Source organism: Amycolatopsis sp. NPDC047767, from assembly GCF_040704195.1.
Taxonomy (GTDB): domain Bacteria; phylum Actinomycetota; class Actinomycetes; order Mycobacteriales; family Pseudonocardiaceae; genus Amycolatopsis.
The window spans coordinates 62,074-84,874 of the sequence record NZ_JBEYSJ010000019.1; the positions used below are offsets into that span (position 1 = coordinate 62,074).

The 22,801-nt window shown below is 70.8% G+C and carries 12 protein-coding genes and 1 pseudogene; 10 read left to right on the forward strand and 3 right to left on the reverse strand.

The genetic code is table 11. The features are described from left to right. Nucleotides 1–30: 30 nt before the first annotated feature. From glgX to AB0878_RS30025, 8 genes and pseudogenes are all read left to right on the forward strand, one after another. Nucleotides 31–2,178 carry a glycogen debranching protein GlgX gene (glgX, locus tag AB0878_RS29990; protein ID WP_366583568.1) on the forward strand — a complete coding sequence of 716 codons (2,148 nt, stop codon included), beginning with the start codon at nt 31–33 and terminating at the stop codon, nt 2,176–2,178. A gap of 153 nt (nt 2,179–2,331) precedes the next feature. Continuing rightward, on the forward strand, nt 2,332–3,891 hold the full coding sequence (locus AB0878_RS29995) for a Re/Si-specific NAD(P)(+) transhydrogenase subunit alpha (protein ID WP_366583569.1): 1,560 nt from the start codon (nt 2,332–2,334) through the stop codon (nt 3,889–3,891). A gap of 7 nt (nt 3,892–3,898) precedes the next feature. Then, the gene (gene pntB, locus AB0878_RS30000; RefSeq protein ID WP_366583570.1) at nt 3,899–5,317 is read left to right on the forward strand and encodes a Re/Si-specific NAD(P)(+) transhydrogenase subunit beta; all 1,419 of its coding nucleotides are present in this window, start codon (nt 3,899–3,901) and stop codon (nt 5,315–5,317) included. A 382-nt stretch (nt 5,318–5,699) separates the two neighbouring features. Then, nucleotides 5,700–7,679, forward strand: coding sequence for a maltotransferase domain-containing protein (locus tag AB0878_RS30005; RefSeq protein WP_366583571.1), 1,980 nt, complete (start codon nt 5,700–5,702; stop codon nt 7,677–7,679). A 97-nt stretch (nt 7,680–7,776) separates the two neighbouring features. Next, on the forward strand, nt 7,777–9,585 hold the full coding sequence (gene treS, locus AB0878_RS30010; RefSeq protein ID WP_366583572.1) for a maltose alpha-D-glucosyltransferase: 1,809 nt from the start codon (nt 7,777–7,779) through the stop codon (nt 9,583–9,585). Nucleotides 9,586–9,590: 5 nt separating this feature from the next. After that, nucleotides 9,591–10,979 (forward strand): aminoglycoside phosphotransferase, encoded by a 1,389-nt coding sequence (locus tag AB0878_RS30015; protein WP_366583573.1) that lies wholly within the window; start codon nt 9,591–9,593, stop codon nt 10,977–10,979. 4 nt (nt 10,980–10,983) lie between these two features. After that, nucleotides 10,984–13,212, forward strand: a complete 2,229-nt coding sequence (gene glgB, locus AB0878_RS30020; RefSeq protein WP_366583574.1) for a 1,4-alpha-glucan branching protein GlgB — start codon at nt 10,984–10,986, stop codon at nt 13,210–13,212. 128 nt (nt 13,213–13,340) lie between these two features. After that, a pseudogene (locus AB0878_RS30025) lies at nt 13,341–14,165 on the forward strand (glycoside hydrolase family 16 protein); the annotation flags it as partial. A 180-nt stretch (nt 14,166–14,345) separates the two neighbouring features. On the opposite strand, the gene AB0878_RS30030 reads toward AB0878_RS30025, so the two are convergent. Then, nucleotides 14,346–15,356, reverse strand: coding sequence for a helix-turn-helix domain-containing protein (locus AB0878_RS30030; protein WP_366583575.1), 1,011 nt, complete (start codon nt 15,354–15,356; stop codon nt 14,346–14,348). A gap of 262 nt (nt 15,357–15,618) precedes the next feature. Between AB0878_RS30030 and AB0878_RS30035 the strand changes: the two genes are divergently transcribed. Together AB0878_RS30035 and AB0878_RS30040 are read left to right on the forward strand one after the other, a co-directional pair. Then, nucleotides 15,619–19,623 carry a S8 family serine peptidase gene (locus tag AB0878_RS30035; RefSeq protein WP_366583576.1) on the forward strand — a complete coding sequence of 1,335 codons (4,005 nt, stop codon included), beginning with the start codon at nt 15,619–15,621 and terminating at the stop codon, nt 19,621–19,623. A gap of 548 nt (nt 19,624–20,171) precedes the next feature. Next, on the forward strand, nt 20,172–21,026 hold the full coding sequence (locus AB0878_RS30040) for an SDR family NAD(P)-dependent oxidoreductase (RefSeq protein WP_366583577.1): 855 nt from the start codon (nt 20,172–20,174) through the stop codon (nt 21,024–21,026). Between the two features lie 49 nt (nt 21,027–21,075). Here the strand turns inward: AB0878_RS30040 and AB0878_RS30045 are convergent, their stop codons facing one another. Continuing rightward, nucleotides 21,076–21,657: a hypothetical protein gene (locus AB0878_RS30045; RefSeq protein ID WP_366583578.1), complete on the reverse strand. Its 582-nt coding sequence runs from the start codon at nt 21,655–21,657 to the stop codon at nt 21,076–21,078. 123 nt (nt 21,658–21,780) lie between these two features. After that, nucleotides 21,781–22,662 carry a hypothetical protein gene (locus AB0878_RS30050; RefSeq protein ID WP_366583579.1) on the reverse strand — a complete coding sequence of 294 codons (882 nt, stop codon included), beginning with the start codon at nt 22,660–22,662 and terminating at the stop codon, nt 21,781–21,783. Nucleotides 22,663–22,801: the final 139 nt, after the last annotated feature.

Genomic DNA, 22,801 nt, shown 5'->3' on the forward strand with positions numbered 1-22,801 from the left:
CGGGACCGGCCGGTTTGGGAGGATCACCCCATGGCAACACGACCCGCTTCCGACACCCAGGTCCTGGCCGGCCGACCCTTTCCGCTCGGCGCTCACCCGGAAGCCGGAGGGGTGCGGTTCGCCGTCACCTCGGCGGTGGCCGACGCCGTGGAGGTCTGCCTCCTCGGTGACGACGGCAGCGAGCGCCGGATCGAGCTGACCGAGCGGACGTTCGGCGTGTGGCACGGGCTGGTCCCGGGCGTCACGCCGGGCCAGCGCTACGGCTACCGCGTGCACGGCCCGTACGACCCGGCCCGAGGGCTTCGCTGCAACCCGGCGAAGCTGCTCGTGGACCCGTACGCGCACCGGATCAGCGGCCGGCTGACCGACCTCACGGCCGCGCAGGGCTTCGTGGGCGACCCGGACCGCGGTCCCGCGTCCACTGTGGACTCACTCGGCAGTGTGCCGCTCTCGGTGGTCACCTCTCCCGGCGGACCGGACACGGGCGTGCGGCCCGAGGTGCCGTTCGAGGAGTCGGTGATCTACGAGCTGCACGTGAAGGGCTTCACCGAGCTGCACCCGTTCATCCCGGAAGCGCTGCGCGGCACCTACCTGGGTCTCGCGCACCCGGTGGCGATCGAGCACCTCACGCGGCTCGGCGTGACCACAGTGGAACTGCTGCCGGTGCACGCGTTCGCCGACGAGCCGGCGCTGGTGCGCGCGGGCCGGCACAACTACTGGGGCTACTCGCCGCTGGGCTACTTCGCCCCGCACCCGGGGTACGCGAGCGAACCCGGCCGGGAGATCGAGGAGTTCCGGACGATGGTGGCGGCGCTGCACGCGGCCAACATCGAGGTGATCGTCGACGTCGTGTTCAACCACACCTGCGAGGGCGGGCCCGACGGGCCCACGCTGTTCCTGCGCGGCCTCGACGCGCCGGCCTACTACCTGCACACCAAGCGCGGGCAGATGGCCGACATCACCGGCTGCGGCAACACGCTCGACTCGGGCTCGCCGACCGTGGTCCGGCTCGTCACCGATTCGCTGCGGTACTGGACGCAGGAGCTCGGCGTCGACGGCTTCCGGTTCGACCTCGCGAGCACGCTGGGCCGTCCGCGCGGCGGTATGTTCGACCGCGACTCCACCATGCTCACGGCCATCACGACCGACCCGGTGCTGTCGCGGTGCAAGCTCATCGCCGAACCGTGGGACGCGACGGGGGAGGGCTACCGCGTCGGCGACTTCGGCGCGCAGTGGGCCGAGTGGAACGGCCGCTACCGCGACAGCCTGCGCGACTTCTGGCGCGGCGTCACGGGTGTGCGCGACCTCGCCTACCGGCTTTCGGGGTCGTCGGACCTCTACGACCACAACCTGCGCCGACCGTGGCAGTCGATCAACTTCGTGACCGCGCACGACGGCTTCACGTTGCGGGATCTGGTGTCCTACAACGAAAAGCACAACGAGGACAACGGCGAGGACAACCGCGACGGCACCACCGACAACCGCTCGTGGAACCACGGCGTGGAGGGCGAGACCGACGACCAGGCGATCGTCGCGCTGCGCACCCGGCAGGCGCGCAACCTCTTCGCCACGCTGCTGCTGTCCACCGGCACGCCGATGTTCGTCGCGGGCGACGAGATGTGGCGGACCCAGGGCGGCAACAACAACGCCTACTGCCTCGACGACGAGACGTCGTGGGTCGACTGGACGCCCTCGGCCGCGTCGGAGCCGATGCTCGCCTTCGCCCGGCGGGTGGTGCGTCTGCGCGCGAGCAGCCCCGCGCTGCGCCAGCCGGAGTTCTTCGAAGGCCGCACCACGCCCACCGGCAAACCGGACCTCGTCTGGTTCCGGCCCGACGGCGAGGAGTTCGACGAGATCGACTGGTTCGACGAGAGCCGCCGCACGCTGTGCATGTGGATCGACGGCTCCAACTCGCAGGCCCGCAACCGCGAGGGCGAGCTCGTCACCGACCACTCCTGGCTGCTGATCCTGCACGCCGGAGAGGACGACGTGGAGGTGGTGCTGCCCGGACCCGAGTACGGTGCCACGTACAAACCCACGCTGGACACCGGCACTGCCGATGGCAGCCCCGCGTACGTCGGGGCGCTGGATCCGAAGACGCGCATCGTGGTGGCGGCCCGATCGTTGCAGCTGCTCCGAGCGCCGCGGGACTTCGTGCCGGGCCCCCAGCCGCTTTAGCGCGGGGGTCCGGCGGCTCCCGGGGTGCATCGATCAAGAGGTTTCGCAGAAATCGGTCAAGAGATCACTCTCACCCCGGAACGCCGGAATCCCCCTCGTCATCCGGATCGTTGGATGCTGAAATCCAGCGTGGCTATCCCCGAGGAGAAGTGCATGAGCGACGACGGCACTGGATCCGAGCCCGGTCTGCGCATCGGACTGGTCGCGGAGTCGACGAAAACCGAGACCCGCGTCGCGCTGACGCCGGACACCGTGCGCAAGGCCATCGGCCTGGGTTACCGCGTGCTGGTGGAGTCCGGGGCCGGCGTGCGATCGGGGTTCGACGACGAGGCCTACCTGTCCGCGGGCGCCGACGTCACCCCCGATCCGGTGTGGGACGCGGACGTCGTGGTCACCGTCAACGCGCCCGATCCCGGCGAGATCGAGAAACTGGGCCCGGGCACGGTCCTGGTGTCGATGCTGGCGCCCGCGCTGGAGCCGGACCGGCTGGCGGCGCTGGCCGCCCGCGGCGTCACCGCGCTCGCGATGGACGCGGTTCCGCGGATTTCGCGGGCGCAGTCGCTGGACGTGCTCAGCTCGATGGCGAACATCGCCGGCTACCGGGCCGTGATCGAGGCCGCGCACGTGTTCGGCCGGTTTTTCACGGGCCAGGTCACGGCGGCCGGGAAGGTGCCGCCGGCGAAGGTGCTCGTCGCGGGCGCCGGGGTCGCCGGGCTCGCGGCGATCGCCGCGGCCAACAGCCTGGGTGCCGTGGTCCGCGCGACGGACCCCCGGCCGGAGGTGGCCGACCAGGTCCGTTCGCTCGGTGGCGAGTACCTCGCCGTCGAGGTCGAGCAGGAGGCCAGCACCGACGGCTACGCCAAGGCGACCTCGGCGGACTACGACAAGCGGGCGGCGGAGATCTACTCCGAGCAGGCCGCCGACGTCGACATCGTCATCACGACCGCGCTCATCCCGGGCCGGCCCGCGCCGAAACTGCTCACGGCCGAGCAGGTCGCGTCGATGAAGCCGGGCAGCGTCATCGTCGACATGGCCGCCGCGCAGGGCGGCAACGTCGCCGGCACCGAGGCCGGCGAGGTCGTGACGACCGAGGGCGGGGTCACGATCATCGGCTACACCGACCTGCCGGGCCGGCTGCCCGCGCAGGCTTCGCAGCTCTACGGCACCAACGTGGTGAATCTGCTCAAGCTGCTCACGCCCGGGAAGGACGGCCGGCTCGCGCTCGACTTCGAGGACGTGGTGCAGCGCGGGCTCACCGTGGTCCGCGACGGCGAGGTCCTGTGGCCGCCGCCGAAGGTGTCGGTGAGCGCGGCGCCGCAGGCCGCGCCGGCGGCGCCGAAGCCGGCACCGGAACCCGAGAAGCCCCGCTCGCCGTGGGCGCGGGCGACGGTCGCCGCGGTCGGCGCGGTGCTGCTGTTCCTGGCGTCGGCGTTCGCACCGCCGGAGCTGGCCGGGCACCTCACGGTTTTCGTGCTGGCCATCGTGATCGGCTTCTACGTGATCGGCAACGTGCACCACGCGCTGCACACGCCGCTGATGTCGGTCACCAACGCGATCTCCGGGATCATCGTCGTCGGCGCGATCCTGCAGATCGCCGGCGGCGGGATCGCCACCACCGTCCTGGCCGCCGCCGCCGTGCTGCTGGCCGCCATCAACATCGTCGGTGGGTTCATGGTGACCCGCCGGATGTTGTCGATGTTCTCGAGGAGCTGAGCGAACAGTGCACGCTGAAACGTGGAAGTCGGCGGCGTACCTGATCGCCGCCCTGTTGTTCGTGGCCAGCCTCGCGGGGCTCGCCAAGCACGAGACCTCGCGCCGCGGGGTCTGGTTCGGGATCGCGGGCATGGCGATCGCGCTGATCGCGACCGCGGCCACCGCGCTCGGCCTGGCCTCGGGCCTCGGCATCACGCTGCTGCTCATCGCGCTCGTGATCGGCGCCTCGATCGGCGTGTGGCGGGCGCGCGTGGTCGAGATGACCGGCATGCCCGAGCTGATCGCGCTGATGCACAGCTTCGTCGGCCTCGCCGCGGTGCTGGTCGGCTGGAACGGGTTCCTCGAGGTCGAGGGGAACGACGCGCAGACCGAGCTCGTGGGGTCGCTGCTGGGCATCCACCACGCCGAGGTCGTGATCGGCGTGTTCATCGGCGCCGTGACGTTCACCGGCTCGATCATCGCGTTCCTGAAGCTGTCGGCGCGGATCCCGTCGGCGCCGTTGCAGCTGCCGGGCAAGAACATGCTCAACCTCGGCGCGCTGGTCGTGTTCGCGGTGCTCACGGTGTTCTTCGTGATCACTCCCGCCACATGGCTGCTCGTGGTGGTCACGGTGCTCGCGCTGGCGCTCGGCGTGCACCTGGTCGCGTCGATCGGCGGCGGGGACATGCCGGTGGTCGTGTCGATGCTCAACAGCTACTCCGGCTGGGCCGCGGCCGCGTCGGGCTTCCTGCTGGGCAACGATTTGCTGATCATCACCGGCGCGCTCGTCGGCTCTTCCGGTGCGTACCTGTCCTACGTGATGTGCAAGGCGATGAACCGGTCGTTCATCTCCGTCATCGCGGGCGGCTTCGGCGCGCCGGCGACCAGCGGCCCGGCCGAGGTCACGGGCGAGCACCGCGAGATCGACGCCGCCGGGGTGGCCGAGCTGCTGGCAGGCGCGAGCTCGGTGGTCATCACGCCGGGGTACGGCATGGCGGTGGCGCAGGCGCAGTCGCCGGTGGCCGAGCTGACGCGGCGGCTGCGGGAGCAAGGCGTGAACGTCCGGTTCGGGGTGCACCCCGTCGCCGGCCGGCTGCCCGGGCACATGAACGTGCTGCTCGCCGAGGCGAAGGTGCCCTACGACATCGTCCTGGAGATGGACGAGATCAACGACGACCTCGCCGACACCGACGTCGTGCTCGTCATCGGGGCCAACGACACCGTGAACCCGTCGGCCGCGGAGGACCCGGGCAGCCCGATCGCCGGCATGCCGGTGCTGCGGGTCTGGGAAGCCGGCAACGTCGTGGTGTTCAAGCGGTCCATGGCGCCGGGCTACGCGGGTGTGCAGAACCCGTTGTTCTTCCGCGAGAACAGCCAGATGCTCTTCGGCGACGCCAAGGAGCGGGTGCAGGACATCCTCGCCGCGCTGCCGGCCCGCGTCGGCTGAGCCGGTAGTCGTCCACCGCGCCGCCGGACCGGGAGAGCCCCCGGACCGGCGGCGCGGTGCTGTGTCCGGCGCCCACTGTGGACAGTCGGGCGCGAATCCGCCGGGGTCGTCGACTCGCGCGAGGAACTGTGAACGTTGTTCGACTTCTGTGTTACGGGGAAACTGCGAAAAACAGGCTCAGGTGATTGTTCCGCCGTTCGAGTTGCGCCCGCTGCGAACGTGTGGGAAAGGGCGGAAACTCCGGCAGGCCGGATCCGTTTCGCCCGACCGGGTGGCGGGTACAACCGTAAAAGGCCCCGCTGTCAAGGGCTTTGAGGGAATCAGGCACACTGACCGTGCTCGCGTTCGCACGGAAATCAGCACAGCCAAGAGGGGCGTTGCCATGACCGGCCGGCTCGGTATCGACGACGTCAACCCGACCGTCAGCTGCGGTCGGTACCCGGCGAAAGCCGTTGTGGGAGAACACTTTCCGGTCTCCGCCACGGTGTGGCGCGAGGGTCACGACGCCGTGGCGGCCACCGTCGCCTGGCGCGGTCCGGGTGACCGGGTGTCGCGTCAGACGCGGATGGCCGAACGCGGCAAGGGCCTGGATCTGTTCGCCGCCGTGATCGTGCCCGACACCGAAGGCCTGTGGACCTACCGCGTGGACGCCTGGAGCGATCCGTGGGCGACGTGGGAACACGCCGTCGAGGTCAAGATCGCTGCGGGACAAGGACCCGAGGACCTCGCGAACGACCTGGAGAACGGCGCGCGGCTGCTCGAGCGCGTGTCCCGCCGGCCCGAGCGCCGCGGCGAGCGCGCGCTGCTCGCGGGCGCGGCGGCGGACCTGCGCGACGCCGGCCGCGATCTCGGCGAACGCGTGGGCGCCGCGCTTTCGCCCGAAGTGCGCCACTTGATGCACGAATTCCCCGTGCGGGAACTGATCACCAAGGGCAAACCGCTGAAGCTGTGGGTCGACCGCAAACGCGCGGCCTTCGGTTCCTGGTACGAGTTCTTCCCGCGGTCCACGGGCGGGGTCGACGAGCACGGCAATGCGGTGCACGGCACGTTCGCCACCGCCGCGCGTTCACTCGACCGGGTGGCGAACATGGGCTTCGACGTGGTCTACCTGCCGCCGATCCACCCGATCGGGCGAGTGAACCGCAAGGGTCCGAACAACACCCTCGTTGCCACTCCCGACGACGTCGGCTCGCCGTGGGCCATCGGCGCCGACGAGGGCGGGCACGACGCGATCCACCCGGACCTCGGCACGTTCGACGACTTCGACGCGTTCGTCGCCCGTGCGGAGGAACTCGGCATGGAGGTGGCGCTCGACCTCGCGCTGCAGGCCGCGCCCGACCACCCGTGGGTGCTCAAGCACCCGGAGTTCTTCACCACCCGCCCGGACGGCACGATCGCGTACGCCGAGAACCCGCCGAAGAAGTACCAGGACATCTACCCGGTCAACTTCGACAACGACCCGCGCGGCATCTACGACGAGGTGCTCCGCGTCGTGCTCCACTGGGTGTCGCACGGGGTGCGCATCTTCCGGGTGGACAACCCGCACACCAAGCCGCCGGACTTCTGGGCGTGGCTGATCCAGTCGGTCAAGGACGCGCACCCCGACGTGCTGTTCCTGGCCGAGGCGTTCACGCGCCCGGCGCGGCTGTGGGGCCTGGCGAAGCTCGGTTTCACCCAGAGCTACACCTACTTCACCTGGCGCACGAGCAAGGACGAGCTGACCGAGTTCGGGACCGACCTGGTCGAGCACTGGAACGAGGGCCGCCCCAACCTGTTCGTGAACACCCCGGACATCCTCCACGAGTCGCTGCAGCACGGCGGCCCGGGCATGTTCGCGCTGCGGGCGGCGCTGGCCGCCACGCTGTCGCCGACGTGGGGCGTTTACTCCGGGTACGAGCTCTACGAGCACCAGCCGGTGCGCGAGGGCAGCGAGGAGTACCTCGACTCGGAGAAATACCAGCTGCGTCCGCGCGACTTCGAGCGGGCGCTGGCCGAAGGCCGTTCGCTGGAACCGTGGCTCACGAAGCTCAACACGATCCGCAAGAACCACCCGGCGTTGCAGGGCATGCGGACCCTGCGGTTCCACCACGTCGACAACGGCGCGCTGCTCGCCTACTCCAAACAGGACCCGGCGACCGGCGACACCGTCGTCACGGTGGTGAACCTCGATCCGCACGGTGCGCAGGAAGGCACCCTGTGGCTCGACCTGGAGTCGCTCGGCTTCGACTGGCACGAGCGGCTCATCGCCCACGACGAGGTCACCGGGGAGACCTGGGACTGGGGCCAGGCCAACTTCGTCCGGCTCGAACCGTGGCGTGCCGTCGCGCACGTCGTCGCGGTCCGCCGCCGGCTCGCCGGGTAACCGGGTCCCCTGAACGAATTTTCCAGCCACCCTGCACGCACGGCACGCGGCAGGGACGATCGAACGTACCGCCGGACGCGGGACGAGGTGGAGTTTGATGGACGACGAGAGCCGGCCCGACGCAGCTCTGGGCCTGGACGGTGTTCCGCACACGGGTGAGGCGATGACCGCCGAGGGCCTGCTCGTGGAACCGCAGGCGGACGAGTTCGCGCACGCCGAAGAGGCGCCGCGCGACCCGCACTGGTTCAAGGGCGCCGTGTTCTACGAGGTGCTCGTGCGTGCCTTCACCGACTCGAACGGTGACGGCACGGGCGACCTGCGCGGGCTCGCGAGCCGGCTGGACTACCTGGAGTGGCTCGGCGTCGACTGCCTGTGGCTGCCGCCGTTCTACGCGTCGCCGCTGCGTGACGGTGGTTACGACATCAGCGACTTCCGTTCGGTGCTGCCGGAGTTCGGCACCGTCGAGGACTTCGTGTACCTGCTCGGCGAGGCGCACCGGCGCGGGATCCGCGTGATCACCGACCTGGTGCTCAACCACACCTCCGACGCGCACCCGTGGTTCCAGCAGTCGCGTTCGGACCCGGACGGCCCGTACGGCGACTACTACGTGTGGAGCGAAGACGACTCGCGCTACGCCGACGCCCGCATCATCTTCGTCGACACCGAGACGTCGAACTGGACCTACGACCCGGTGCGCGGCCAGTTCTACTGGCACCGCTTCTTCAGCCACCAGCCGGACCTCAACTACGAGAACCCGGCCGTGCAGGAAGCGATGATCGACGTGCTGCGGTTCTGGCTCGACCTCGGCATCGACGGGTTCCGGCTCGACGCCGTGCCGTACCTGTTCGAGCAGGAGGGCACCAACTGCGAGAACCTGCCGCGCACGCACGAGTTCCTCAAGCGCTGCCGCAAGGTCGTCGACGACGAGTTCCCCGGCCGGATCCTGCTGGCCGAGGCGAACCAGTGGCCCTCGGACGTGGTCGAGTACTTCGGCGACCCGGACGTCGGCGGCGACGAGTGCCACATGGCGTTCCACTTCCCGCTGATGCCGCGGATCTTCATGGCGGTGCGGCGCGAGTCGCGGTTCCCGATCTCGGAGATCCTGCTGCAGACGCCGCAGATCCCGAGCGGCACGCAGTGGGGCATCTTCCTGCGCAACCACGACGAGCTCACGCTCGAGATGGTCACGGACGAAGAGCGCGACTACATGTACTCCGAGTACGCCAAGGACCCGCGGATGAAGGCCAACATCGGCATCCGCCGGCGCCTGGCGCCGCTGCTGGACAACGACCGCAACCAGCAGGAGCTCTTCACCGCGATGCTGCTCTCGCTGCCGGGCTCGCCCGTTCTGTACTACGGTGACGAGATCGGCATGGGAGACAACATCTGGCTCGGCGACCGCGACGCGGTCCGCACCCCCATGCAGTGGACGCCGGACCGCAACGCCGGCTTCTCCTCCTGCGACCCCGGCCGCATCTACCTGCCGGTGATCATGGACCCGGTCTACGGGTACGAGGCCCTCAACGTCGAGGCCCAGTCGAACAACGTGTCGTCGCTGCTGAACTGGACGCGGCGGATGATCGAGGTGCGCAAGCAGCACCACGCGTTCGCCGAGGGCGACTTCGTGGACCTCGGCGGGTCCAACCCGAGCGTGCTGGCGTACAAGCGCCAGTGGCGCCGCCCGGACGGGCGCGAGGACGTGGTGCTGTGCGTGAACAACTTGTCGCGCTTCCCGCAGCCGGTGGAGCTCGACCTGGCCGGCCACCGCGGCTCGGTACCGGTGGAGCTCACCGGCGGGGTGCGGTTCCCGGAGGTCGGTGAACTTCCGTACCTGCTCACGCTGCCCGGACACGGGTTCTACTGGTTCCAGCTCCTTGAGCGGGAAGCCGAAGGCGAAATGAGGTGAGTGCCTTGAGCGACCACGGGCACCTGGTCGAGCAGCTCGTCGCGGAGCTGCCGGCCTGGCTTCCGGCGCAGCGGTGGTTCGCGGGCAAGGACCGGCCGATCACGGCCGTCCGCCCGCTCGCGTCCACGGTGCTGGTCGAAGGCGACCCGCAGCTGCTGCACGTGGTCGTCGAGGTGGTGCAGGGCGAGCGGTCCGAGCCGTACCAGCTGCTGGTCGGGCGCCGTTCGCACCCGCCGGAGATCTCGTCGTCGGCGTGGATCGGCGCCGACGGCGGCCTCAACTTCTACGAGGCGAGCGGTGACGCGGACCTGACCGCGGTGCTGCTGGACCACGTGGTGGCCGGCGACCGCGTCGGCCCGCTCGTGTTCGAGCACGAGCCCGGTGCGCAGCTCACCGGCGGGCTGCGCGCGCGGCCCATCACCTCCGAGCAGAGCAACACGTCGCTGGTGTACGGCGGGCAGTACATCCTCAAGCTGTTCCGCAAGCTTAGCCCGGGGACGAACAAGGACCTGCTGCTGCACCGCGCGCTGCAGAAGGCCGGCTGCGAGCACATCGCCGAGGTCGTCGGCTCGATCACCGGCGAGCTCGCCGGGGAGCCGGCGACGATCGCGATGCTGCAGGTGTTCCTGCCCGACGCCGTCGACGGCTGGGCCATGGCCACCACGAGCGTGCGCGACCTGATGGCCGAGCCGGAGCTGCGGCCCGACGAGGTCGGCGGCGACTTCGCCGGCGAGGCCGAACGCCTGGGCGCGGCGGTGGCGCACGTGCACACCGACCTCGCCGCGGCGCTGGGCGCGCACCCCGTGGACGAGTCCGAACTCGAGCGCACGGTGGCGGGCATGACCGAGCGGCTCGACCGGGTCGCGCGCGAGGTCCCGCAGTTGGCCGAGCACGCGCCCGCGCTGCACAAGGTGTTCGACGCGCTGCGCGACCTGCCGCCGGGCCGGCCGGGGATCTCGATGCAGTACATCCACGGCGACCTGCACCTGGGCCAGGTGCTGCGCACGGTCGGCGGCTGGCTGCTGCTCGACTTCGAGGGCGAACCGGCCGCGCCGCTGGAGGAGCGGCACGCCCTGCGGTCGCCGCTGCGCGACGTCGCGGGCATGCTGCGCTCGTTCGACTACGCGGCCCGGCAGCTGCTGGTGGGCCAGCCGGACGACCCGGCGCTGACCGAACGCGCGCTCGAATGGACGCGCCGCAACCGCACGGCCTTTTGCGACGGGTACGCCGGGGCCGCCGGCCCGATCGGCGACCCGCGCGAGCACGGAGAGCTGCTTCGTGCGTTCGAACTCGACAAAGCGGTGTACGAAGTGGCCTACGAGCACGCGAACCGGCCCGACTGGCTGGCCGTGCCCATGGCGGCGATCGCCCGCATCGCCCACGGAGGTGAGTGAAGACGTGAACGCGGTTTCCCGGGATCTGCCCGCGGCGGCTCCGTCCCCGCAGGACATCGACCGGCTGCTGGCCGGCTCGCACCACGACCCGCACTCGGTGCTCGGCGTGCACGCCCAGGGGACGGTGGGCATCGGCCGCACGAGCCCCGGCACCGTCGTGGCGCGCGCGTTGCTGCCCGGGGCGAAGTCCGTCTCCGTGCTGGCGGGGGCGCGGCGGTTCCCGCTGGAGCGCGTGGCCGACGCGTTGTTCGCGGCCCCGCTGCCCGAGCACCCGGGCGACTACCGGCTCGAGGTCGACTACGACGGGCACACCGTGGTCACCGACGACCCGTACCGCTGGCTGCCGACCGTCGGCGAGCTCGACCTGCACCTCATCGGCGAAGGCCGCCACGAACGGCTGTGGGACGTCCTCGGCGCTCACGTGCGCGACTACGACACGCCCCACGGCGCGGTCGAAGGCGTGTCGTTCGCCGTGTGGGCGCCGACCGCGCGCGGCGTGCGGGTGATCGGCGACTTCAACGGCTGGGAGGGCCGCGGGCACGCGATGCGCTCGCTCGGCTCGTCGGGCGTGTGGGAGCTGTTCGTGCCCGACGTGCCGGTCGGCTCCTGCTACAAGTTCCGGATCCTCGGCGCCGACGGGCACTGGCACGAGAAGGCCGACCCGATGGCGTTCGCCACCGAGGTGCCGCCCGCGACCGCGTCGAAGGTCACGAAGTCGGTCTACACGTGGGCCGACGACGAGTGGACCGCCCGGCGCGAGGCGACGAACTGGGCCGACGCTCCGATGAGCGTCTACGAGGTCCACCTCGGCTCGTGGCGGCCGGGGCTGGACTACCGCGAGCTGGCCGACCAGCTGGCCGATTACGTGACCGACACCGGCTTCACCCACGTCGAGTTCCTGCCGGTGGCCGAGCACCCCTTCGGCGGTTCCTGGGGCTACCAGGTCACCTCGTACTACGCGCCGACCTCCCGCTTCGGCTCGCCCGACGACTTCCGCTACCTCGTGGACCACCTGCACCAGCGGGGGATCGGCGTGCTCGTGGACTGGGTGCCCGCGCACTTCCCGCGCGACATCTGGGCGCTGGCGCGCTTCGACGGCAGCCCGCTCTACGAGCACGAGGACCCGCGCCGCGGCGAGCAGCCCGACTGGGGCACGCTCGTGTTCAACTTCGGCCGCAACGAGGTCCGCAACTTCCTCGTCGCCAACGCGCTGTACTGGCTCGAGGAGTTCCACCTCGACGGCCTGCGCGTGGACGCCGTCGCGTCGATGCTCTACCTCGACTACTCGCGCAAGGACGGCGAGTGGCTGCCCAACGAGTACGGCGGCCGCGAAAACCTCGACGCCGTGCGGTTCCTGCAGGAGCTGAACGCGACTGTCTACAGGCGACACCCGGGTGTGGTGATGGTGGCCGAGGAGTCCACCGCGTGGCCCGGCGTCACGCGGCCGACGCACCTCGGCGGGCTCGGCTTCGGCTTCAAGTGGAACATGGGCTGGATGCACGACACGCTGCGCTACCTCGGCCACGAGCCGATCCACCGCGCCTACCACCACAACGAGATGACGTTCTCGCTCGTCTACGCGTGGAGCGAGAACTTCGTGCTGCCGCTCTCGCACGACGAAGTGGTGCACGGCAAGGGTTCGCTGTGGCAGCGCATGCCGGGCGACGACTGGAACAAGGCGGCGGGCCTGCGGTCACTGCTGGCGTTCATGTGGGCCCACCCGGGCAAGCAGCTGCTGTTCATGGGCGGCGAGTTCGGGCAGCCGCAGGAGTGGTCGGAGTCGCGCTCGCTCGACTGGCACCTGCTGGAGCAGCCGCTGCACCGCGGCGTGCAGGACCTGCTGCGCCGCCTCAACGACATCTACCGGTCCACGGCCGCGCTCTTCAGCGGCGACGTGCGGCCGGAGGGCTTCCAGTGGATCGACGCCAACGACTCGGCCGGCAACGTGCTCAGCTTCCTGCGCATCGGCTCCGACGGCTCGCGGCTGGCGTGCATCGCGAACTTCGCGGGCGTGCCGCACCACGACTACCGCGTGGGCCTGCCCGCCGCCGGGCGCTGGACCGAGCTGCTGAACACCGACGCCGAGGTCTACGGCGGGTCCGGGGTCGGCAACCTGGGCGCGGTCGAGGCGGTCGCGAAGCCGTGGCACGGCTTGGCGGCCTCGGCGGTGCTGCAGCTGCCGCCGAGCGGTGTCCTGTGGTTGCTGGAGGAGGCCCCGGTTACCGCCGAGTGAGGTTGTCGGAAAATTCCTCACGTTAATCCTTGCCGGTGAACAACCGGTCGGGTTAGCTTTGTTGCCATCCACAACAAACCCGGGGTGGCGCCGCCAGGCCGCCCCTCGAGTGACGAGGGATGACGACGATGAAGTCTCCGAAGACGTCTGCCCGGTGGCGGCTGCTGGCGATTCCGGCTGCGCTGGCCGTGGCGGGAGCCGTGACGCTCACGGCGACACCGGCCGGCATCGCGGCTCCGGCGAGCCCGGCCGCCACGTTCACCGACGACTTCGACGGGCCCGCGGGCAGCCCGGCCGACGGCTCGAAGTGGAACTACGAGACCGGCGACAACGTGAACAACCACGAGCGCGAGTGGTACACCTCCGGCGCGGCCAACGCGGCGCTCGACGGCCAGGGGCACCTGGTGATCACGGCCAAGCAGGAGAGCTCCGGCAACAATTGCTGGTACGGCCCGTGCGAGTACACCTCGGCGCGGCTCAACACCTCCGGCAAGTTCTCCACGAGCTCCGGCCACGTCGAGGTCCGCATGAAGCTCCCGCGCGGGCAGGGCATGTGGCCGGCGTTCTGGATGCTCGGTGGCGGCAACTGGCCGACCGACGGCGAGATCGACGTCATGGAGAACATCGGCAAGGAGCCGAACACCGTGCACGGCACGATCCACGGCCCGGGCTACTCCGGTGCCAACGGCATCGGCGCGGCCTACAACGGCCCGAACTTCTCCGACGACTTCCACACCTACGCGGTGGACTGGTCCACGAACAAGATCGTGTGGTCGGTGGACGGCAACGCCTACGAAACGCGCACGCCGGCCGACCTCAACGGCAACAAGTGGGTCTACGACCACCCGTTCTTCCTCATCCTCAACCTCGCCGTGGGCGGCGACTGGCCGGGTGACCCGGACGGTGGCACGCAGTTCCCGCAGCAGCTCGTGGTCGACTACGTGCACGTGAGCTGATCGTCTACTTCGGACTGTTTCGCGGTGGTGCACGCCACCGGACGCCTCCGCGAATTCGGGCCGCGGCGGCGGGCGGAGATCGGGTGGGCGCGGATCTCCGCGGCTTCGCCCGGCTCGACTTGCGGCGAGCCGGGCGAAGCTCCGGAACCGGGTCTCCGGTACTTGTCCACTGCGGATCTACAACCAGCCGCGTTCTTTCGCGTTCATGCCGGCCTGGAAGCGGGTCGTCGCGTTGAGCTCGGTCATCAGCCGCTGCACGCGCCGCTGAGTGGTGCGGGGACTCCAGCCGAGGGCGCGGCCGATGCCGGCGTCGGTCTGGCCCGCGGCGAGCAGAGTCAGCAGTGTCATGCTCTCGGGATCGCGGTCCGGCGACGGGTCGGTGAACGCCTCGGCGATCGGCACGGCGCGGTCCCACTCCGCTTCGAACAGCGTGACGAGTGCGTCGAGCAGGGCCGAGGCGTGGATGATGTAGGCCGCGTCGACGACGTGCGGTGACGAGCTGATCGGGATCACCGCCACCTCCTCGTCGGCCATCACCATCTTGATCGGCAGCTGCGGGCGCACGCGCGAACGTTCCCCGTGGGTGCCGCTCAGCAGGATGTCGTTCTGCAGCCGGCCGGGCACGGCGATCGCCTCGCGGTCGTAGATCACGCGGAAGACGATGCCGGCCTTGAGCCGCCGGTGTTCCAGGTCGAGGTTGCCCCCGGGCGCGCTGACGTAGGGCGGCCGGTCGAACCCGCGGATCTGCGTGCGGGCCTCGTCCTGCAGCCGGCGCACGCGGGCGTCGAGGTTCTCCGCGCCGGTCACGACCTCGACGAGCTCGGCGGGGTGGGTGAACCGGCTGGCTTCCCGGTGCACGGTCATCAGGTCCTCGATCGCCGCGCGGGCGCTTCGCAGCTCGGCCGCGCGTTCGGCCGCGAGCGCACCCAGTGCGATGTCGGGGGCCGCGGCGAGGTAGCGCGCGGGCCGCCCGGGCACCCGGCTCGCCATGCCGCTCGCGGTGAGCCGCGAGAGCGCCCGCGTCACCTGCTGGGCGGAAAGTCCGGATTGTTCCACCAGGTCCACGGCTCGCGTGCGCGGATGGCCGAGCAGCGCCGTGTAGACCTGCGCGTCCGTGGCCGGGACGCCGAGCGCGTCGAGGTCCCGCAGCTGCTGGCGGGAACCCGCCACTTGGCGACTATTGGTCATGGTGGCTATCTTGCGCCACCGCGGCCACCGCTGGGAAATTGATCCGATCACTGGCCGACCGGTCGGTGATCCCCGTCCCCGACCCCTGTGAACTCCCCGTCCCCCCGACCCGAAAGGGAGCCAGGTGCCCCGCGCCCGAACGATCCCGTTTCGCCGTGTCCTGACCGCTGTGACCGCGGCCGCGACCTTCGCCGGTCTCGCAGTCGCTCCGGCCACCGCCGCACCCGAGCCCGATCAGCCACCACCTTCGAGACACGTCGCGATGCCCGATGGCGGCAGCATCACCGTCGACCCCGACGGCACCGCGACCCGCACCGACGCCCACGGCAAGACGCTCGGCAAGACCGTGCTCGCGCTGCCGCAGGGGACTTCCCCACTCGGCGCGCTGGCGCCGACCGACGACGCCGTGCGCGCCGCCTTCACCCGCAGCGCCACGCCCGAGCAGCCGAGTGACGTGCTCGTGCAGCTCGCCGCCTCCACGGCCGTGACCGGCGCGCCGCTCGCGGCCGGTCGCCGTGCGGCCAAGACGTCGGACAACGGCGTCAACGCGGCGCTGGCCGCGGTCGGCGCGACCTCCGTCGAACCGGTGTTCCCCGACGTCACCGACGTGCCCGCGCTGGCCAAGACCGTGCTGGTGCACCTCGCCGACAGCAAGCACACCGATGCCGCCGTGCAGAAGCTCGCCGCCACGCCCGGCGTGGTGAGCGCGCAGCCCGACCGCCGCGTCTCGGCGATGTCGACCGGCCCCGTGCCCGTGCCGCAGCCGAAGGTGAAAGCGGCGAAACTGCCGCAGGCGCACCAGAAACCGCCGACCGGCCTGCCGTCGAACTACGGCGTGACGTCGTCGGCGCAGAGCTACCTCGACGCCGGCGGCACCAACGCGCTCGGTACGTACAGCCTCCTGCACGGGAAGCTCCCGGGCAGCGGCGAGATCATCACCAACGTCTCGCTCGGCGACCTCACCGACCAGAGCATGGCCGACGCGGGCGACACCTACGTGCGCAACTACGGCCCGACCACCGTCGTGCAGGGCGGCCAGCGCTACCTCGATGTGCCGTCGATGCCGCTGATCCCCACCTACACCGCCGACTCCTCGGGCCGGCTCGACCCGCTCGGCTCCGTGGAGAACGAGGACCCCGCGCTCGGCGAGGTGCTGCTCGACTTCGGCGTGATGGCCCCGCTGCCGCACGACGCGCAGCGCGCCGGCGCCCAGGGTGACGGCTTCACCGACCTGCTCGGCATCGCGCCCGGCGCGCAGTACCGGCTGGTGGTGCCGCAGGAGCCGACGCTCGACCAGATCTCCGTGGCGCTGCTGGCCGCCGCGCGCCAGACCCCGCGGCCGGACGTGATCACCGCGAGCCTCGGCGTCGGCACCGACAGCGCGGGCTTCCCGGGCCGCTACCTCGAAGACGACCCGGTGGCGCAGGCGGTGATCTCGACGATCGTGAACCAGTACCACATCGTCGTCACCATCTCGTCCAACGACGGCACGCGCCTCTACACCCCGGCCGCGGTCGGCCCGGACGGCGGCAGCACGCCCACCGACGTGACGCGCGACGCCCGCGCGACCACGGACATCGCCGACGACCAGTTCTCCACCACCCCGACCAAGGTGCTCGACAGCGGCGCGATCGCCGTCGGCGGCACCACGCTCGACGACACGCTCGCCGTGCCGCAGCAGGCCGGCGGCGCGGCCGCGCACAACCCGACCTTCGCCACCACCCGCACCGACGGGGGCGGGAACTTCTCCTCCGGCTTCGGCACGCGCGTGGACGTTTCCGCGCCCAGCGACAACATCCTCGTCGTCGAGCACACGCAGAGCGGCGGCGCGCAGGACGTGACGCCGGTACTCAACGGCGGCACGTCGGCGTCCGCGCCGATGACCGCGGCCGCGGCGGCGGTGGTGCTGCAGGCGGCGAAGCTGGCCGGCCGTTCACTGAGCCCGGCCGACGTCCGCTCGGTCCTGCAGCACACGGCGCGGCCGGTCGCGTCGCCGCCGCAGATGGACCGGCCCGTGACGGTCGGTCCGCAGATCGACGTGACGGCGGCGGTGCAGTCGGTGCTCGGTGATCGGCATGCGGAGCCGGCGATCGCGGGGGTTTCCGTGGCGCACCGCGTGACCGTGGGCGGGCTCGGCGGTTCCTTCACCGAAAACGCCGACGGCGGCCGCATCGACCTCGACACCGGCGGCACGGGGGAGGGCCTCGTCGGCCCGGTCACCGTCGGCGCCGACGTGGTGGGTGCGCCGGATCACGCGACGTACGCGCTGAAGATCCACGGGCACGAGTTCACTTCGGACGTTCCGGCCGTGCGGCTGAGCCCGAAGGAAATCCTGGCCGCGGCGGGACTTCCGGTGGTGTCCACAGAGGACCGATCCGTGCCCGTCACCTTCGAGGTCCGCTCGGGACACCGCGTGGTCGCGTCGGCCGCGCAGACGCTCACCTTCGGACCGGCCGACGGCACCTACGCCGAGGCACTCGCCCCGGTGGCGCCGGCAACCGTGGCCGTGGGCAAGGACGTGCGGGTGCACTACGACCTCACCGGCGTGCGGAACCTCTCGAACCCGCAGGTGGTCGTGTCGACGCTGGGGCACTGGAACCCGGTCAACGCGCCGCTGTTCGGCACTTCGTTCGTCGCGCCGGTCACCGCGACTTCCGGTGACGTGGTCGTGCCGGCTTCGGCTTTCGCCGGCGGGGCGGGCGTCTACGGCGTCGGGATCGTGCAGCGTTCGGTGACCGGCACCGCCGGCGACCCGACTTACGGCGAGTTCACCGCGATCCGCGTCGGCGGCGCGGCGCAGCGGCCCGACGCGCCGATCCTCACGGCGGGCGGGATTTCCGGGCACTTCGTGGAGATCACGCGGGCGGCGCCGGCGTTCTCGCTCGGCTACGACGTGCGCGGCGTGCCGGGTGCGACCGGCGCCGCGGTGGAGGTGTCGGCTCCGGCGCCGACGTTGTACAACTCGCTCAACACCGTGACCAACGCCAACGGCGACCGGCGCGACCAGGGTGGCCCGAGCGCGGGATCTGTTGCGTACCAGCAGCTTCCGGCGCGTAACGGCGTCGCGAAGCTGGACGCGGTGAAGCTCGGGCTGGGTGGTTCGGTGGCCTACGACGTGCGCGTGCTCGCCACCGACCGCCAGGGCAAGGTGCTCGGTCAGGCGTCGCCGACGTCGTTCCTCGCGGTCGATGACGGCTATGCGCCCGGAAACGCCGTGGTGACGAGTTTCGCGGCGGCGGCTCAAGGTCTGTCGTACGCGGCGCTGCGCGCGCCCGGCGGTGGTGAGGCGGTGCAGGAGTACGACGCCGTGAAGGGCACGTACGGGCGGGTGCTCACGTCCGACCCATCCGGCGACGGCGGCTACCAGGTGCTCGGCGCGGACGCTTCGGCGCACCGGCTGGCGTTGCTGCACTTCACCAACGCCGGGTGGACGCTGGAGACGTACGACACGACGTCGTTGCAGCGGGTGGCTTCCGTGACCGCGGACGGCTACTCGGTGCAGGGCGGCCGCGTGGACGCGACCCGGCACCGCGTGGCGATCCTGGCCAAGCGGACGGCGGACAACACCGACTTCGTCCTGCCGCTGACCCTGGCCGACGGCGCCCTCGGCACGCCGCTGCTCGCGGACCCGCCGGGTGCCGTGGCGGGCGCGTTCAAGATGATCGAGCTCGACCAGGCCACCGGTCTGGTCTACCTCGCGCGCACCGGCGGCGGCCCGATCTGCTTCGGCGGCGGCGCGGCCTCCATGGCGAGCGTCGACCTCGACTCCGGCACGACGACCCTGTCGGGCGCGGGCAGCGTCTGCGCCGGCGCCATGGCCTACGACGAGGGCGCGAACAAGCTGTACCAGCTCGTGTACCGCTCGGTGAGCCTCAACATCGTCGGCACCACCTCGCTGGGCTCCATCGCGGGCGACACGCTGACCGCGGGGGAGTCGTACACGGTGCGCCAGCAGCAGGCGGCCTTCCTCGCCGTGGACGGCGTGCACCACCTCGGCCTGGTCGCCTTCCGCACGCCCCCGGTGATCTCGCAGTTCGGCAAGGTGGGCGGCGTGATCACCGACAACAACGCCACGAGCCAGCTCGCCGTGATCGACCTGGCGACCGGCAAGCAGCTGTCGGTGGTTTCCGGCCTGAACTTCGTGTCGAGCCCCTTCGGCGGCGAGTACAACTCCCTCACCGAACGCTCGGTGCAACTCGACCCCGCCACCCGCACGGGCTGGGTGCCTTCCTACGACGGGAGGCAGTTGCAGCAGTTCCGGTACTGAGGTTTCGGTGATCGCGGCGGGGCTGGTCCAGGGTGGACCGGCCCCGCTGTGGTTTTGGTGGGCAGGCGTGAGCCGGCTTTGGCGCGGCGCGTGGTCGCGGTTCGGCGCGGTGCGGTCTGGCAGGACGTGCAGCGTCGGGTCGGCGGCTTGCTGAGTGCGCTCCCTGCTGGTGGCACGGCCAAGAAGCGCACTCCCTCGCACCGGCGAATTGCCGCGTTCCGGCGTGGCTGACCTGAAGCGAGGCTTCGAGGTCGGCAGTTGGCCGCGGTCGGTGCAGGCGGAAGGTGGTTCGCGCTTGGCGGCTCGGCCTGGTTCGGTGCGGTTGGGCAAGAGACTGTGACGCCGACGCAGGCAGTTCGGCTCGCGGGATCCGCCGCGAGTGGGCAGGACCCGCGACCTCCGGGGCGGCAGGTCGCCCCTGGGCGGCGCGCGTGATCGCGGTTCGGCGCGTCGCGGGGGCCCGGTGTGGCCGGCGCTGGTGGGCAGGAAGCGTGCCTTCCCGGGCCGGCCGTTCGCCGTGGTCCCGGGGCGCGGGCAAGATCGGGATCATGAACGGAGCTTTGGCGGGCAAGATCGCGGTCGTCACGGGTGCGACGCGGGGTGTGGGCAAGGGCATCGCCCTCGAGTTGGGGGCGGCGGGGGCGACGGTGTACGTCACGGGCCGCACCGCGGAGCCCGGGGCGTTGCCGGGCACGCTGGGCGAGACGGCCGCCGGGGTGACCGCGCTGGGTGGCACCGGGGTCGCCGTGCGGTGTGATCACCACGACGACGCCCAGGTGGAGGCGGTCTTCGCGCGCGTCGCCGAGGAGGCGGGCCGGCTGGATGTGCTGGTGAACAACGTCTTCTCCGCGCCTGACCTGGCAACCTGGCTGAACCGGCCGTTCTGGGACCTGCCGCTGACCGCGTGGGACGAGGTCCTCGGCATAGGCGCGCGCTCGCACTACGTGGCGAGCGTGTTCGCCGCCCCGCTGCTGTTCGCCGCGGGCGGTGGCCTCATCGCGAACATCTCGTCGTCGGGCGCGGCGGCGTACCAGCAGAACACCGTGTACGGCGTCGGCAAGGCCGCGGTCGACAAGATGACCGCCGACATGGCGCTGGAACTGCGCGACCGCGGCGTCGCGGCCGTCTCGATCTGGCCGGGCCTCGTGCGCACCGAGCTGCTCGCCCTCGCCGGCCGCCCCACGCCCGACGGCCGCACCGTCCTCGACATCCCGGGCGCCGGCGAGTTCGACCTCGCCGCGGCGGAGTCCCCGCGCTTCGTCGGCCGCGGCGTCGCGGCCCTCGCGGCCGACCCCGCCGTGCTCACCCGCTCGGGCCGCGTCCACACCACCACGGACCTCGCCACCCACTACGCCTTCACCGACCTCGACGGCACCCTCCCGGGCGAGGTCGCCGCGTCCTGACCCACGGGATCCGGTTGCCGCGGTGCGGTTCGCGCAATTGACGACAGTCTCACTGAGCCCAGGGGTGCAGGGCGCTCCAGGTGCCTCCGGTCGCTGCGAAGACCAGCGCCGAGCCGTCGAAGACTTCCTCGGCATTCTCCGGGTGCAGGCTCCCGAAACGTTCGGCACACAAGTCGACCTGCAGCAGGCCGCCGAAGCGGGTGAACTGCGGGGGATCGTAGAGCACCCACGAGCCCTCGATGTTCTCGTCGATGCGGAACCGCCGCACGTCGAGCAGGTCCAGGGACACCGGTTCCCAGCGGAGATCTTCCCAGCGCGCACCCTCGCTCAGGACCCTGGCGTCGATCACAAGCCGGACGACCCGTGTCCCTTGCGGGCCCCATTCCTGATCGACGATGACGCGACGGACGAGGGAGTCGTGAAACGCGTAGCGGTGCAGCAAGGCCGCGACCCCGTCCTCGGTCAACGGGTGTGGCCCGAGCTTGCGCTCCGGTACCGGCGGTCTGAGATCCATTGTGCTCCTTCGTCCTCCGGCGAAACGAGCGCCGGCATCGCCACGGCAGATAGTGTCCGACGCGTCGGCCCGAAGGAGCAGCGGATCGGCGTTCTGCTGCGCCAGCCGGCCGGGCAAGCTCCTGCATCCGACGCACGGGGAGACCGCCGCCCCGGACAGTGAGGGCGTGCTCGAAGTCCGCAATCGCCGCGAAGGGCGCCCCGACGGTGGTCGAGGCGCCCTTCGCGGCGAGGGAAGCGGTCAGCCGCCCATCTGCTTCACGATCTCGCTCATGTCGGCGATCTGGTCGGCCGGCGGGGCGGTGATGGTGACGGGGGTGCCCCAGTCGCTGTATTTGAGCGTGCTCTTGCCCAGGCCGGTGCCGCCCGTGCCTTCGGCTTGGGTCAGTGCGGTCTCGTCCATCGTGATCTGGCGCGGGAGCTGGTTCTTGTCCACCCAGAGCTCGGTCGGGAGCATGATGTGCTTGCCCTTGACCTGCTGCTCGAGCTTGGCCTTCGCCGCGGCCGGCAGGAAGTCGGTGACCTTGTCCAGGATCTTGTCGAGATCGAGCTGCACCTTGTAGTGGTTCATTTTCTCGCCGTCCAGGGTGGTCTGGTCGGAGCTGAGGATCCGGCCGGCTTCGGCGACCCGGTCGAGCACCTCGGTCGGGTCACTCGCCTGGGAGGTCGAACCCATGCTGCCCGACATCGCCTGCGACAGCGCGTCGTCGGCACCCGGCGTGATCTTGAGCCAAGGCTTGTCGGTGCCCAGCTGGCTCGCCTCGCCCGGCGGAACCTTCACGTACAGGGTCTTGTCGACGATCCGCAGCTCGACTTGCTGGCCTTCGACGGTCTCGGTCAGCGAAAGCTCGATGTTGCCCGGCTGGAACAAGTAGTCGCCTTGGGCCGTGACCGTCTTGCCGGCCGCGTTCGCCACCAGCGAGACTTTCGCCGACTTCGACTTCTGCGTGACCTGCTTCGAGGCGGCCGACAGTTCCAGCACATTCTGGAACGGTGCGGCGAGCCCGAGTTCCGGTTTGTCACCGGCGCCCGACGCCGTCCCGTTCTGGCCCTTGGCACCACAGCCCGTCAGCACGAGTGCCAACGCGGCACCCGCGGCGACGACGAAAGTGGTTCTGCGCATGCAATCTCCCTGGGAGGTCATTGGTTCACCCGCATATCGCCGTGGTGGTCCGGCGGTTACGCCGTTTCGGTCACGATTCGGCGTTGTGGTTCGACAAAAGTGCGGCCGGCGTCTTTTGCGACATCAATCCCGCTGACAC

Excerpts from the sequence above, each read along its gene's own strand:
- AB0878_RS30035 (WP_366583576.1), top strand. The coding sequence starts at position 15,619 with ATGCCCGATGGCGGCAGCATCACCGTCGACCCCGACGGCACCGCGACC.
- AB0878_RS30040 (WP_366583577.1), top strand. The coding sequence starts at position 20,172 with ATGAACGGAGCTTTGGCGGGCAAGATCGCGGTCGTCACGGGTGCGACG.
- AB0878_RS30030 (WP_366583575.1), bottom strand. The coding sequence starts at position 15,356 with ATGACCAATAGTCGCCAAGTGGCGGGTTCCCGCCAGCAGCTGCGGGAC.
- AB0878_RS30005 (WP_366583571.1), top strand. The coding sequence starts at position 5,700 with ATGACCGGCCGGCTCGGTATCGACGACGTCAACCCGACCGTCAGCTGC.
- treS (WP_366583572.1), top strand. The coding sequence starts at position 7,777 with ATGGACGACGAGAGCCGGCCCGACGCAGCTCTGGGCCTGGACGGTGTT.
- AB0878_RS29995 (WP_366583569.1), top strand. The coding sequence starts at position 2,332 with ATGAGCGACGACGGCACTGGATCCGAGCCCGGTCTGCGCATCGGACTG.
- glgX (WP_366583568.1), top strand. The coding sequence starts at position 31 with ATGGCAACACGACCCGCTTCCGACACCCAGGTCCTGGCCGGCCGACCC.
- AB0878_RS30050 (WP_366583579.1), bottom strand. The coding sequence starts at position 22,662 with ATGCGCAGAACCACTTTCGTCGTCGCCGCGGGTGCCGCGTTGGCACTC.